The organism is Mycolicibacter hiberniae (assembly GCF_010729485.1).
Lineage (GTDB): Bacteria > Actinomycetota > Actinomycetes > Mycobacteriales > Mycobacteriaceae > Mycobacterium > Mycobacterium hiberniae.
On the sequence record NZ_AP022609.1, the window covers coordinates 864,410 to 876,979 of the forward strand.

15 protein-coding genes and 1 tRNA gene are annotated in these 12,570 nt (G+C 70.2%); 11 read left to right on the plus strand and 5 right to left on the minus strand.

All coding sequences use genetic code 11. The features are described from left to right. Positions 1 to 29 precede the first annotated feature (29 nt). Positions 30 to 2,012 carry an ATP-dependent DNA helicase gene (locus tag G6N14_RS04100; RefSeq protein WP_085134830.1) on the minus strand — a complete coding sequence of 661 codons (1,983 nt, stop codon included), beginning with the start codon at positions 2,010 to 2,012 and terminating at the stop codon, positions 30 to 32. Between the two features lie 65 nt (positions 2,013 to 2,077). Here G6N14_RS04100 and G6N14_RS04105 point away from each other — a divergent pair, with 65 nt between their 5' ends. Beyond that, positions 2,078 to 2,341 carry a YdeI/OmpD-associated family protein gene (locus tag G6N14_RS04105; protein ID WP_085134665.1) on the plus strand — a complete coding sequence of 88 codons (264 nt, stop codon included), beginning with the start codon at positions 2,078 to 2,080 and terminating at the stop codon, positions 2,339 to 2,341. Positions 2,342 to 2,349: 8 nt separating this feature from the next. Here the strand turns inward: G6N14_RS04105 and G6N14_RS04110 are convergent, their stop codons facing one another. Next, the gene (locus tag G6N14_RS04110) at positions 2,350 to 3,657 is read right to left on the minus strand and encodes a nicotinate phosphoribosyltransferase (protein ID WP_109559727.1); all 1,308 of its coding nucleotides are present in this window, start codon (positions 3,655 to 3,657) and stop codon (positions 2,350 to 2,352) included. A gap of 55 nt (positions 3,658 to 3,712) precedes the next feature. On the opposite strand from G6N14_RS04110, the gene clpS reads away from it, so the two are divergent. From clpS to G6N14_RS04150, 8 genes are all read left to right on the plus strand, one after another. Continuing rightward, positions 3,713 to 4,027, plus strand: a complete 315-nt coding sequence (gene clpS, locus G6N14_RS04115; protein WP_085134831.1) for an ATP-dependent Clp protease adapter ClpS — start codon at positions 3,713 to 3,715, stop codon at positions 4,025 to 4,027. Between the two features lie 31 nt (positions 4,028 to 4,058). Continuing rightward, complete coding sequence (gene aosR / locus G6N14_RS04120) at positions 4,059 to 4,646, plus strand: oxidative stress transcriptional regulator AosR (protein WP_085134667.1); 588 nt, start codon at positions 4,059 to 4,061, stop codon at positions 4,644 to 4,646. Between the two features lie 5 nt (positions 4,647 to 4,651). Further along, the gene (locus tag G6N14_RS04125) at positions 4,652 to 5,728 is read left to right on the plus strand and encodes a P1 family peptidase (protein ID WP_085134832.1); all 1,077 of its coding nucleotides are present in this window, start codon (positions 4,652 to 4,654) and stop codon (positions 5,726 to 5,728) included. After that, entirely contained in the window at positions 5,725 to 6,378 is a 654-nt protein-coding gene (locus G6N14_RS04130; protein WP_085134668.1) for a rhomboid family intramembrane serine protease, read from the plus strand. The genes G6N14_RS04125 and G6N14_RS04130 overlap by 4 nt, the downstream gene beginning before the upstream one ends. After that, positions 6,375 to 7,181, plus strand: coding sequence for a glutamate racemase (gene murI / locus G6N14_RS04135; protein ID WP_085134669.1), 807 nt, complete (start codon positions 6,375 to 6,377; stop codon positions 7,179 to 7,181). Before G6N14_RS04130 ends, murI begins: the two co-directional genes overlap by 4 nt. Before the next feature lie 80 nt (positions 7,182 to 7,261). Then, entirely contained in the window at positions 7,262 to 8,038 is a 777-nt protein-coding gene (locus G6N14_RS04140; protein ID WP_085128553.1) for a cyclic nucleotide-degrading phosphodiesterase, read from the plus strand. Positions 8,039 to 8,114: 76 nt separating this feature from the next. Then, entirely contained in the window at positions 8,115 to 8,894 is a 780-nt protein-coding gene (gene rph / locus G6N14_RS04145) for a ribonuclease PH (protein WP_085134670.1), read from the plus strand. Positions 8,895 to 8,898: 4 nt separating this feature from the next. Then, positions 8,899 to 9,507 carry a non-canonical purine NTP pyrophosphatase gene (locus G6N14_RS04150; RefSeq protein WP_085134671.1) on the plus strand — a complete coding sequence of 203 codons (609 nt, stop codon included), beginning with the start codon at positions 8,899 to 8,901 and terminating at the stop codon, positions 9,505 to 9,507. A 12-nt stretch (positions 9,508 to 9,519) separates the two neighbouring features. Here G6N14_RS04150 and G6N14_RS04155 read toward each other — a convergent pair whose 3' ends face one another. Beyond that, positions 9,520 to 9,861: a DUF3817 domain-containing protein gene (locus G6N14_RS04155; RefSeq protein ID WP_085134672.1), complete on the minus strand. Its 342-nt coding sequence runs from the start codon at positions 9,859 to 9,861 to the stop codon at positions 9,520 to 9,522. Next, on the minus strand, positions 9,858 to 10,232 hold the full coding sequence (locus tag G6N14_RS04160; protein WP_179960805.1) for a hypothetical protein: 375 nt from the start codon (positions 10,230 to 10,232) through the stop codon (positions 9,858 to 9,860). Before G6N14_RS04160 ends, G6N14_RS04155 begins: the two co-directional genes overlap by 4 nt. Before the next feature lie 96 nt (positions 10,233 to 10,328). On the opposite strand from G6N14_RS04160, the gene G6N14_RS04165 reads away from it, so the two are divergent. Both G6N14_RS04165 and G6N14_RS04170 read left to right on the plus strand, forming a co-directional pair. After that, positions 10,329 to 10,415, plus strand: a tRNA-Leu gene (locus tag G6N14_RS04165). 90 nt (positions 10,416 to 10,505) lie between these two features. Continuing rightward, positions 10,506 to 10,865 carry a DUF732 domain-containing protein gene (locus G6N14_RS04170; RefSeq protein WP_085134674.1) on the plus strand — a complete coding sequence of 120 codons (360 nt, stop codon included), beginning with the start codon at positions 10,506 to 10,508 and terminating at the stop codon, positions 10,863 to 10,865. A 6-nt stretch (positions 10,866 to 10,871) separates the two neighbouring features. Here the strand turns inward: G6N14_RS04170 and G6N14_RS04175 are convergent, their stop codons facing one another. Then, positions 10,872 to 12,125, minus strand: coding sequence for an MFS transporter (locus G6N14_RS04175; protein WP_085134675.1), 1,254 nt, complete (start codon positions 12,123 to 12,125; stop codon positions 10,872 to 10,874). Between the last annotated feature and the right edge of the window lie 445 nt (positions 12,126 to 12,570).

A 12,570-nucleotide genomic window follows, 5' to 3' on the forward strand; every position in this document is an offset into this window, starting at 1 on the left:
TTGGCGCATGGGGTATCACGATAGTGGGCTTAATCGCCGCGCAGCCGCTGCAGCGCCAGTCGCACCTTGCCGGCATCGGTGGTGGCCCAGAACGGCGGCAGCGAGGCCCGCAGGTATCCGGCGTAGCGGGCGGTGGCCATCCGGGAGTCCAGCACCGCGACCACGCCGCGGTCGTCGATCCCGCGCAGCAGCCGGCCGGCGCCCTGGGCCAGCAGCAGTGCGGCGTGGTTGGCGGCCACCGCCATGAAACCGTTGCCGCCGTGCGCGGTGATCGCGCGCTGGCGGGCCGTCAACAGGGGGTCATCGGGCCGCGGGAACGGGATGCGGTCGATGAGCACCAGCGACAGCGACGGTCCGGGCACATCGACGCCCTGCCACAGCGACAGCGTGCCGAACAGCGATGTCTCGGCATCCTCGGCGAACTGTTCGACCAGCGCGCCGGTGGTGTCGTCGCCCTGGCACAGCACCGGGGTGTCGAGGCGCTCGCGCATGGACTCGGCAGCGGCCCGCGCCGCCCGCATCGAGGAGAACAATCCCAGGGTCCGGCCACCGGCCGCGGTGATCAGCGCGGTGATCTCCTCGAGCTGCTGGTCGTTTCCGGTGCCGTCGCGCCCGGGCGGCGGCAGATGGGCGGCGACGTAGAGGATGCCCGCCTTGGCGTGGTCGAACGGGGAACCCACGTCCAGGCCGCGCCAGCGCGCCGCCTGAGCCTCCGCGCCGCGCCGCAGGCCCCAGTCCCCGGCCATCGCGTCGAAGGAACCTCCGACCGTCAGCGTCGCCGAGGTCAACACCGTCGTCGCCCGGGCGAACAACCGCTCGCGCAGCAGGCCCGCCACCGACAGCGGCGCCACCCGCAACACCGCGCGCACCGAGCCGCGGTTGTCCTCATGGCTGAGCCAGACCACGTCGTAGCGGTCGGGAATGGCCGGCTCGAACGAGGTCAGGATCCGGGCCGCGGTATCGGAGATCTCGGTCAGGGCCGCAACGGATTCCTTGCGGGCGGCGGCGGCCTTGGGGTCGGCGGGGGCGGTGTCGATGGCCGCGCGGGCCGCACCGGCCGCATCCCGCAGCGCGGCCAGATAGGTGGCCAGCTCCTCGTCGAGATGATCCATCCGCCCGGGTGTGGCGTCGTGGATCGCCGAGCCGAACGTCAGCGATGCGGCGTCGAGGCGCTGGACCAGTTCGGGGGAGACCAGCCGTGCCACCCGGCGCACCGCGACGCCGAGCAGGGTGGCGCTGAGCTCGGCGGTGGCCACCGATGTCACCCGGTCGGCGAGCTCGTGTGCCTCGTCGATCACCAGCAGGCGGTGCTCGGGCAGCACTGTGGTGTCGGAGATGGCGTCGATGGCCAACAGCGCGTGGTTGGTGACGACGACGTCGGCCTGCGCGGCGACCGCCCGAGCCCGCTCGGCGAAGCAGTCGGTGCCGTATTGGCAGCGCACCGCACCCATGCATTCTCGGGCCGAGACGCTGACCTGCGACCAGGACCGTTCCGGTACACCGGGTTTGAGGTCGTCGCGGTCACCGGTGTCGGTGTCTTCGGCCCACGCGGTCAGTCGCTGCACGTCGCGGCCCAGGGCGCTTGCCGCAAACGGATCGAACAGTTCGGCCTGTGGACCCTCGTCTTGATCATCGGCTGCGCCGGTATGGATCTTGTTCAGGCACAGGTAATTCCGTCGGCCTTTGAGCAGCGCGAAGGTGGGCCGGCGGGGCAGCACCTTCTCCAGGGCGCCGGCCAGTCGCGGCAGGTCCCTGTCGACGAGCTGGCGCTGCAGCGCGATGGTCGCGGTCGACACCACGACCGGGCTCTCGTCGGCCAGCGCCCGGGCGATCGCCGGAACCAGGTAGGCCAGCGACTTGCCGGTGCCGGTGCCGGCCTGCACGGCCAGGTGCTCGCCGGTCTCGAAGGCGCGCGCCACCGCCTCGGCCATCTGAACCTGGCCCTGGCGTTCACTGCCGCCGAGTGCGGCCACCGCGGCGGCGAGCAACTCGGATACGGACGGGTCAGCCATGGTGTGCACACGGTAGCCCGCCGGACCTCACGGTCGATCCCGCCGGTGTCCCCTACCCTGAGGTGATGAGCGGCCAATTGCCGGGCGGCGCGGTGCACCAACTTCCCGCAGACCTGCAGGAGGGCCTGCTGGAGTGCCCCGCCGCGGTGACCGCCTGGCTCGACATCACCCCGTTGGCGCGCAACGAGTTCATCTGCTGGGTCGAAGACGCCAAGCAGCAGGCGACCCGGGAGCGCCGCATCCGCCGCACCCGGGAGGAACTCGAGGAAGGCAAGCGGCGGCCCTGTTGTTGGCCCGGGTGCAAGCACCGGGAACGCAACGGCAAGTAGACCAGCGGTCAGAAGCCGCCGGCCACCACCCGCGTCGGGATGGCCGGCTCACCACGGCCGAGCTTGCGGCCTTCCCACGGCAGGCTGTGCAGCCCGGACGTCACGCGCTCGCGCGCCGCGGCCAGCGCCGCCGGACCGGTCTCGGCCACCGGCTCGCCGCCGCGTACCAGCGGAACCGTCACACCCCGGGCCGGTGCATCCGTGGCGGGCGGGCGCCCAGCCGGGTAGACGACCTCCTCGACGACGGTGCCGTTGCGCGCCAGGCGCATCGCGTGTTTGCATCCGCCCTGCGACTGCTTGCCGGCACTGAGTTTGCCCACGGGTCTGCCGTCGACCTCGACCAGTTTGTAGACGAAGCCGGCGGTCGGCACGCCCGAACCGGTCACCAGGGCGGTGCCGACGCCGTAGCTGTCCACCGGCGCGGCCCGCAGCGCCGCGATGGCGTACTCGTCGAGGTCGCCGGAGACGACGATCTTGGTTGCGGTGGCGCCCAATCGGTCCAGCTGGTCGCGCACCTGATGGGCCAGCACCGCCAGCTCCCCGGAGTCGATCCGGACCGCACCGAGGTCCGGTCCGGCCGCCGCCACGGCGTTGGCGACCCCGGTGGCGACGTCATAGGTGTCCACCAGCAGTGTGGTGCCGACGCCCTGCACGGCCACCTGGGACCGGAACGCTTCAAGCTCGCCGTCGGCTCCGGTGTGCAGCAGTGTGAAGGCGTGGGCGCTGGTGCCCAGCACCGGCAACCCGAAGCGGCGGTGCGCCTCCAGATTGGACGTCCCGGCGAATCCCGCCAGGTAGGCGGCGCGTGCCGCGGCCACGGCGGCCTGCTCGTGGGTGCGGCGCGAACCCATCTCGATCAGCGGCCGCCCGGCGGCGGCGTGGACCATGCGGGCCGCCGCCGAGGCGATCGCGGTGTCGTGGTTGAAGATCGACAGGGCCAGGGTCTCCAGCACGACGCACTCGGCGAAACTGCCCTGCACGGTGAGCACCGGCGAGCCGGCGAAGTGCAGCTCACCTTCGGGATAGCCGTCGATGTCGCCGCGGAAGCGGAAATCGGCCAGGAACTGCAGCGTCGAGGGATCCAGGAATTCCGAGAGCAGACTCAGCGCGGCATCGTCGAAGGAGAAGTCCAGCACAGCCTGCACAAACCGGTCGGTGCCGGCAACCACGCCGTAGCGGCGTACCTCGGGCAGTCGGCGGGTGAACATTTCAAAACCGGTCCGCCGACCCGCCGTGCCGTCGCGCAGCGCCGCGGCGAGCATGGTCAGCTCGTACTTGTCGGTGAGCAGCCCGCTGCACCGGGCCGAGGAGTCCACCTGCCAACCGTATCGACTGGACCGCACCCCGGCTCGGCTCGGTATCCTGACCGGTATGGCCACGTCAGCACCGACGTCTGCCCCGGTGAAACCGCAGGGCACCGGGGAGCGGCGCGCCGACCCGCTCGAGGGGACGGCGTCCCCGTGGGTGACCATCGTCTGGGACGACCCGGTCAACCTGATGACGTATGTGACCTACATCTTCCAAAAGCTGTTCGGTTACAGCGAGCAGCACGCGACCAAGCTGATGTTGCAGGTGCACAACGAGGGCAAGGCCGTGGTGTCGGCGGGCAGCCGGGAGTCGATGGAGGTCGACGTGTCCAAACTGCATGCCGCCGGGCTGTGGGCGACCATGCAGCAGGACCGCTGAGACTCGATCGGAAGGGAACCGGGACGTCACCGTGCGAAATTGGAAGCGGGTCGAAACCGCCGACGGGCCCCGCTTCCGTTCTGCGCTGGCCCTGCACGAGGCCGGGCTGCTGCGCAACCTGATCGGCTCGGTGCTGGGCATGCTCGACGCACGGGAGTCCGGCTCCCCGCCAGACGAACTCGAGCAGATCACCGGGATGCGAACCGGCAACACCCGCCCACCGGCAGACGCCACCACGCGCCGGCTGCTGCCGGACTTCTACCGCCCGCAAGGTCCCGGGCAGGATCCCGCGGTCGACGCCGAGAGCCTGAACGCGGCGCTGCGCAGCCTGCACGAGCCGCAGATCATCGACGCCAAACGTGCCGCGGCACAACAGGTGCTGGACACCATTCCCGAACAGGGCGGCCGCTTGGAGTTGACCGAAGACCAGGCGAACGCGTGGGTCGCCGCCGTCAACGACGTGCGGCTCGCGCTGGGCACCGTGCTCAAGATCGGTCCCGACGGCCCCGAGCAGTTGCCTGCCGGCGATGTGGCGGCCGCGCAGCTCAACGTGTACCAGTGGCTGACCGTGCTGCAGGAATTCCTGGTAGTCGCACTGATGGGAAGGCCCAGACGATGATGCGCATGGGTTCGATCACCGATGTCGCCGGCATCCGGGTGGGCCACCACCAGCGGATCGACGACGATGCGACGCTCGGAAGCGGTTGGGCCACCGGTGTCACCGTGGTCCTGGCGCCGCCCGGCACCGTCGGCGCGGTCGACGGTCGCGGTGGTGCACCCGGTACCCGCGAGACCGACTTGCTGGACCCGGCCAACAGCGTGCGCTGGGTGGACGCCGTTGTGCTCTCCGGGGGCAGCGCCTACGGGCTGGCGGCCGCCGACGGCGTGATGACCTGGCTGGAAGAACAGGGCCGTGGCGTGGCGCTGGACGGCGGCGTGGTGCCGATCGTGCCGGCCGCGGTCATCTTCGACCTCCCGGTCGGCGGCTGGGATCGGCGACCCACCGCGGAGTTCGGCTACGCCGCCGTGGCGGCGGCCGCCGGCCCCCAGGGCGACCTGCCGGCGGTGGGCAGTGTCGGCGCCGGAGCCGGTGCGCGTGCCGGGGTCTTCAAAGGTGGTGTGGGGACGGCCTCGACGACGCTGGAGCTCGGCGACCAGGTGGTCACCGTGGGCGCGATCGTGGTGGTGAACCCCACCGGTGAAGTCATCGACGCGACCACCGGGCTGCCCTGGTCGGCGCTGCTCATCGAGGAGTTCGGGCTGACGGCGCCGCCGTCCGAGCAGCTGGCCATCCTGGCTGGTCTGGAGCCCAAATCCCTGACGCTCAACACCACCATCGCCGTGGTGGCCACCGATGCCGCGCTGAGTCCGGCCGGTTGCCGCCGGATGGCCGTCGCCGCTCAAGACGGGCTGGCCCGCACCATCCGGCCCTCGCACACCCCAGTGGACGGGGACACCGTGTTCGCGCTGTCGACCGGAACCGTGGAGGTTCCGCCGCTGCCGGGAACACCGGCCGCCCTGTCTCCGGAGACCGGACTGATCACCGAGGTCGGCGCCGCCGCGGCGGACTGTCTGGCCCGAGCGGTGCTCGGTGGGCTGCTGTCGGCCGATCCGGTGGCCGGCATTCCCACCTACCGCGGCACGGTGCCGGGCGCATTCGCCGACCGGTCCCGCGACCGCAGCGCGCGGGGTGCGCAGTGAACGCCCGCGATAAGACGGCACCCGCGCCCCGGCCGGCCGACAAGCCCGTCTGGCGCACCGGCGGGGCCACCATCCTCGCGTTCGTCGGCCTGCTCTACCTTGTCGAAACCGTCGATCAGGCGGGCGGTCACCAGCTGGACCGCAACGGCATCCGTCCGTTGGAGACCGACGGCCTGTGGGGGGTGCTGTTCGCCCCGCTGCTGCACGCGAACTGGGCGCACCTGCTGGCCAACACCGGTCCGGCGCTGGTACTGGGTTTCCTGCTGACGCTGACCGGGCTGTCCCGGTTTGTGCTGGCCACCGCGATCGTGTGGATCGTCGGCGGTCTGGGCACCTGGCTGATCGGCAACGTCGGATCCTCCTGCGGGCCCACCGACCACATCGGCGCCTCCGGGCTGATCTTCGGCTGGCTGGCCTTCCTGCTGGTGTTCGGCTGGTTCACCCGCCGGATCTGGCAGATCCTGGTCGGGCTGGTGGTGCTGTTCCTCTACGGCGGAATTCTCTGGGGAGCGGTGCCGGTGCTCAACATCTGCGGTGGGGTGTCCTGGCAGGGCCACCTGTGTGGGGCGCTCGCCGGCGTGCTGGCCGCCTACTGGCTGGCGCGCCCGGAACGCAAAGCCCGCGAACGGCGCCGGGGGGCTGCGGCGTGAGCCCGATCGGAATCTTCGACTCCGGTGTCGGTGGGCTGACCGTCGCCCGCTCGATCATCGACCAGCTGCCCGACGAGGACATCATCTATGTCGGCGACACCGGCAACGGACCGTACGGACCGCTGACCATCCCCGAGGTCCGCGCGCATGCGCTGGCAATCGGGGACGATCTGGTCGAGCGGGGCATCAAGGCGTTGGTGATCGCCTGCAACACCGCCTCGGCGGCGTGCCTGCGCGATGCCCGGGAACGCTACGACGTGCCGGTCGTGGAGGTGATCCTGCCGGCGGTGCGCCGGGCGGTGGCAACCACCCGCAACGGCCGCATCGGGGTGATCGGGACACAGGCGACCATCGCCAGTCACGCCTACCAGGATGCGTTCGCCGCCGCCCGCGACACCGAGATCACCGCGGTGGCCTGCCCCCGCTTCGTCGACTTCGTCGAGCGCGGCATCACCAGCGGCCGGCAGGTGCTGGGACTCGCCGAGGGATATCTGGAGCCGCTGCAGCGCGCGGGCGTCGACACGCTGGTGCTCGGCTGCACGCACTACCCGCTGCTGTCTGGACTGATCCAGCTGGTGATGGGCGAGGTGGTGACGCTGGTCTCCAGCGCCGAAGAGACCGCCAAAGAACTGCTGCGGGTGCTCACCGAGCAAGATCTCCTGCGCCCCCACGAGGCCAGCCCGGCCACGCGGGTCTTCGAGGCCACCGGTGACCCCGAGGCCTTCGCGCACCTGGCCACCCGATTTCTGGGACCGGTCATCAGCGGGGTCGGAGCGGTCCACCGCCGCGCCCCTTCGCGCTAGGCGGTGATTTCGATGACGAATCGTGGGTAAAGCACCGGTGTCTTCGTCATGGCCGCAGCGAACATGGCACAGTAGGGAACGTGCGACTGACCGTGCTGGGCTGCTCCGGCAGTGTGGTGGGTCCGGACTCGCCGGCATCGGGTTACCTGCTGCAGGCGCCGGACACGCCGCCGCTGGTTATCGACTTCGGCGGTGGGGTGCTGGGCGCCCTGCAGCGCCATGTCGATCCCGGGTCGGTGCACGTGCTGTTGTCGCATCTGCATGCCGACCACTGTCTGGATCTGCCGGGTCTGTTCGTCTGGCGCCGCTACCACCCCTCGGTGGCGGCCAAGCCGTTCGACAAGGGTTTGCTCTACGGCCCCAGTGACACCTGGTCGCGGATGGGTGCCGCGTCCTCGCCCTATGGCGGTGAGATCGACGACATCACCGACATCTTCGATGTGCGAGCCTGGGCGGACGGCGAGCCCGTCACGTTCGGCGCGCTGACCGTGGTGCCCGGCCTGGTCTCGCACCCCACCGAGTCCTACGGCATGCGGATCACCGACCCCTCCGGCGCGACCCTGGTCTACAGCGCCGACACCGGTTTCTGCGACGAGGTGATCGAGTTGGCGCGCGGCGCCGATGTGTTCTTGTGCGAGGCGTCGTGGACCCACGAGGCCAACCGCCCACCCAACCTGCACCTGTCGGGAACCGACGCCGGGCGTACCGCGGCGGCGGCCGGAGTGGGACAGCTGCTGCTGACCCACATCCCGCCCTGGACCGCGCGCGAGGACGTGATCCGGGAGGCGAAGGCCGAATTCGACGGCCCGGTGCACGCCGTGGTGTGCGACGAGTCGTTCGACATCACGAAGGGCTGATTCCCCAAAGTCCGCCGCGCCGGCCCGACGTGCCCGGCTCGCCGCGGCGCTTGCGATCCCCGTTAGGGTTGTTCGCGTGTCCAAACGAGAAGACGGTCGCCTCGACGACGAGCTGCGCCCGGTCGTCATCACCCGCGGGTTCACCAGCAACCCGGCCGGTTCGGTTCTGGTCGAGTTCGGCAACACCCGGGTCATGTGCACGGCCAGCGTCACCGAAGGCGTTCCGCGCTGGCGGAAAGGCTCTGGCCAGGGCTGGCTGACCGCCGAGTACGCCATGCTGCCCGCCGCCACCCACACCCGCTCGGACCGGGAATCGGTCCGGGGCAAGGTCGGCGGCCGCACCCAGGAGATCAGCCGGCTGGTGGGCCGCTCGCTGCGTGCCTGCATCGACCTGGGCGCGCTGGGCGAGAACACCATCGCGATCGACTGTGACGTGCTGCAGGCCGACGGGGGCACTCGCACCGCGGCCATCACCGGGGCCTACGTGGCGCTCGCCGACGCGGTCACCTACCTGTCGGCCGCCGGCAAACTGTCCGACCCGCGGCCGCTGTCGTGCGCCATCTCAGCGGTCAGCGTCGGCGTGGTCGACGGCCGGGTGCGCGTCGATCTGCCCTACGAGGAGGACTCGCGCGCCGAGGTCGACATGAACGTCGTCGCCACCGACACCGGAACCCTGGTGGAGATTCAGGGCACCGGCGAGGGCGCGACGTTCCCGCGCTCGACGCTGGACAAGATGCTCGACGCGGCGCTGGCCGCCTGCGAGAAGCTGTTCGTGGTGCAGCGCGAGGCGCTGGAGCTGCCCTACCCGGGGGTGCTGCCGGAGGGGCCGGCCCCGAAGAAGGCGTTCGGCAGCTGACCGGATGAGGCGACTGCTGGTGGCCAGCCGCAACCGCAAGAAGCTGGCCGAACTGAGTCGGGTGCTCGAGCATGCCGGCCTGTCGGGGCTGCAGCCGGTCTCGCTCGACGATGTCGAGCCGTACCCGGAAGCCCCGGAAACCGCCGCAACGTTCGAGGGCAACGCCCTGGCCAAAGCCCGCGACGGCTATAACGCCACAGGATTGCCTTGCGTCGCAGACGATTCCGGGCTGACCGTCGAAGCGCTCAACGGGATGCCGGGAGTGTTGTCGGCACGCTGGTCGGGCAGCCACGGCGACGACGCGGCAAACACCGCGTTGCTGCTGGCCCAACTGCGCGATGTGCCCGACGAGCGGCGCGGCGCGGCGTTCGTGTCCGCGTGCGCGCTGGTCTGGGGCGAGGGCCCCGAGCACGAGCTGGTGGTGCGCGGGCAGTGGGTGGGCCGCATCGCCCGGGAACCGCAGGGCCAGGGCGGATTCGGCTACGACCCGGTGTTCATCCCGGCGGGCGGCGGCCGCACCGCCGCGCAGCTGAGCCCGGCTGAAAAAGACGCGGAGTCACACCGCGGCCGGGCTCTGCAGCTGCTGTTGCCGGCGCTGCGCTCGCTGGCCTAGTGCCACGGGGCCTCAGAGGCCGAACTGCGCCTTGACGTTACGGGTCTGGAAATGCTCAACGATGACGCCCAGCAACGGAATGGTGCCGGCCAGCAGCACACCCACGGTCTTGCCCAGCGGCCAGCGAACCTTGACCGCCAGGTTGAAAGTGGCCAGCAGGTAGGCGAAATACACCCAGCCGTGCACCACACCGATCCAGATGGGCGGGTTGTCGACCTTGACCACGTAGCGGACCACGATCTCGTAGCACAGCGCGATCAGCCAGATACCCGTTGTCCACGCCAGCACCCGGTAGGGCAACAGTGCGCTGCGGACCTTCTCGGCGGGGGCGGCATTGGCGGGTGTGCCGGTCATGCGGTGTTCCTGTTCTCTCGTTTCGTCTTGCTGAGTTCGGCCAGATAGGCGTTGTACTCGCGAAGCTCGGGATCATCGGTCGGGGTGGCGGCGGGCGCCGGACGCTCGGGCAGCAGCCCGGCCGGAATCTCGGTCACCGCGTCGGCCGGGTGCAGCTCCGGCGGTTCTTCCTCGTAGCGGACGAACTTGCGGTAGGCGTACACGCAGAACCAGGCGAACAGCGGCCACTGCAGCGCATAGCCGAGATTCTGGAAGTTCCCGTTGACCTCTTGAAAACGGGACCACTGCCACCAGCCCAGCGCCAGGCACGCGCAGGCGGCGACGATCACCAGCACGACCAGTGCCGGTCTCCGACGCCGTGTAGTGGACACCCCTTGACCGTACCGCCTGCGTTGGCGGGGGCAGGCGGGCCCAAGGCGGTTCGCGTTGGGGGAAGCTCCGCGGGCGACGTACGATGACGTGCGCTTGCGGGCGTGGTGGAATTGGCAGACACCCGGGCTTTAGGTGCCCGTGCTCGAAAGAGCGTGAGGGTTCGAGTCCCTCCGCCCGCACCAGCGTCGTAAATCGGCGACAACACCCCTGTGCTATCGGCCGCATCGGTGCCAGACTGGTTTTCTGGTCCCTGCATGGATTGGTGCGGCGTCATGGGCAGAGGGTTGATTCCAGCCGTGTTCCTCGCGGTGCTCTCGTGCGTGGTGGCGGGGGCGCCCGCCGTATCGGCCGACCCTGAAGAGGATCAGGTTTTCTTCGACGAACTGGAGCACCAGGGGCTACATCCCGACTATGACCGGCAGATCTGTGGCCCGGTGTGCGAGCCGCTGCGCAACGTGCTGGTGCGGGAGGCCCACGACGTCTGTGTGGGGCTCAGCGACGCGCCCAAGCTGGTACCGGTGTCGGTCATCGCGCACCTGAAAATGTCGCCGGGCTCGGCGCATCTGGTCATCAACGCGGCTCGGCAGGCGTACTGTCCGCAGTCGCCGGACCCGTACACGGCACCGGCATAGCCCCCGCTAGGGTGCGGCCGCCACGGGTATGTGAGTTTCGCCCAGGGGTTCGCCGTTGCGGACTTTGCGTGCGTAGATCACCACGGCGGCCGCCGACACCGCCCAGATGACGTACTGCACGGTCCAGGCCATCCGGAACGCCGCAAACGAATAGCCGCCCGCCATCGCGATCACCAGGCCCATCGCCTGCATGACCAGCAGCGTCGCGATGAAGCCGCCGGTGTTGACCATGCCCTGGGCGGTGCCCATGGCGGCCGGTGGGTTGTAGGTGCGGGCGAAGTCGAATGCCAGCATCGACACCGGCTGGCCGGCCGAGATGACCAGGATCAGCACCACCAGCAACCAGTGCGGCGCGGGGTGCGGCAGCGCCAGCACCACCGTCCAGATCAATGCGGTCAAGGCGATCATCGTCAGCGCCACGCTCGACCGACGGTCGGGCCGGCGCGCCGACATGGTCCCCACCAACAGTCCGACCACCACGAACGCCGCCACCGACAGCGTCAGCGCTGCCCCCGCCACGTCGCGCGAGAGGCCCTGCGCGGTGGTCAGGTAGGGCACGCCCCACATCAGAGCGAACACGCCGGGCGAGGACGAGTTGCCCATGTGGGTGAACAGGCCCAACTTGGTTCCCGGCCGCGACCACACCGTCTTGACGTCGCTGAACGCCGACCGCAGCGGTCGCGCCTGCACGGCGGGCGGGGCCCCCGGCGGGGCGTCGCGGGCGACGGCGAGCGTCAGGGCCACGGCGAACAGGCCCAGGCCGGCCGCCGAGAGGTAGGCGGCGGTCCAGCCCCCGTGCAGCAGGATCGCCAGGAACGGCACCGCCGACAGGAACTGGCCGAACTGACCGCAGATGCCGGTCAACTGGGTCAGCAGCGGAACCCGCTCCGGTGCGAACCAGTTGGGCAGCAGCCGGATGACCGAGATGAAGATGAACGAGTCGCCCAGCCCCACGACCCCGTAGGCGCCGACCGCGACGGGCAGCGAATGGGTGAGCGACAAGGTGACCTGGGCGGCGGAGAGCACGGCCACGCCCGTGGCGATCATGGCCCGCGCGCCGAAGCGGTCGAGCAGCACGCCGGCCGGAATCTGCATGGCGGCGTAGACGATCAGCTGCACGATCACGAACGACGACAACGTGGACGGCCCGGCGTGGAACCGTTCGGCGGCGTCAAGACCCGATACCCCGAAGGTGGTGCGGTCCAGCACGGCCACCAGATAGGACAGCAGGCCGGTGCCCCACACGATCCAGGGACGCAATCTGGGCCTGCCTTGTCTGTTAAGTGCGCGGACTCCGCAATGGTCGCACACGGTTTGGGCGCCGAAGCCGTCGGCAGAGTCCGGCCGGCGACGGGCATCGGCAAGAACCGGTTCGGGCGCCGGGGGTCACCGGCGGCGCGACGCCGGCCGTCCAGCAAACTGGCCCCGCCCGCCGCCGCGGGGGGACCGGGATTGCCGCGCCGGTTGGGGGCCTGAGCTGCAGCCGAGCCCGAACCCGGTTGGCCTCGCTGATTCAAACATAACGATTAGATAACAATGCAGCCTTGATCAGCGCCGTTGTGGCTACTCGACCGTAACCCCACACATGCAGGACGTTTGTTCCGGAACGTTCCGGCCGTCACAGCAACCCGTGATATCCGGGGCCGGGTTACCCGAGCGTAGAACTCGCCAGTAACCAATTTGCTGCGGAAACGGCACAGGTTCT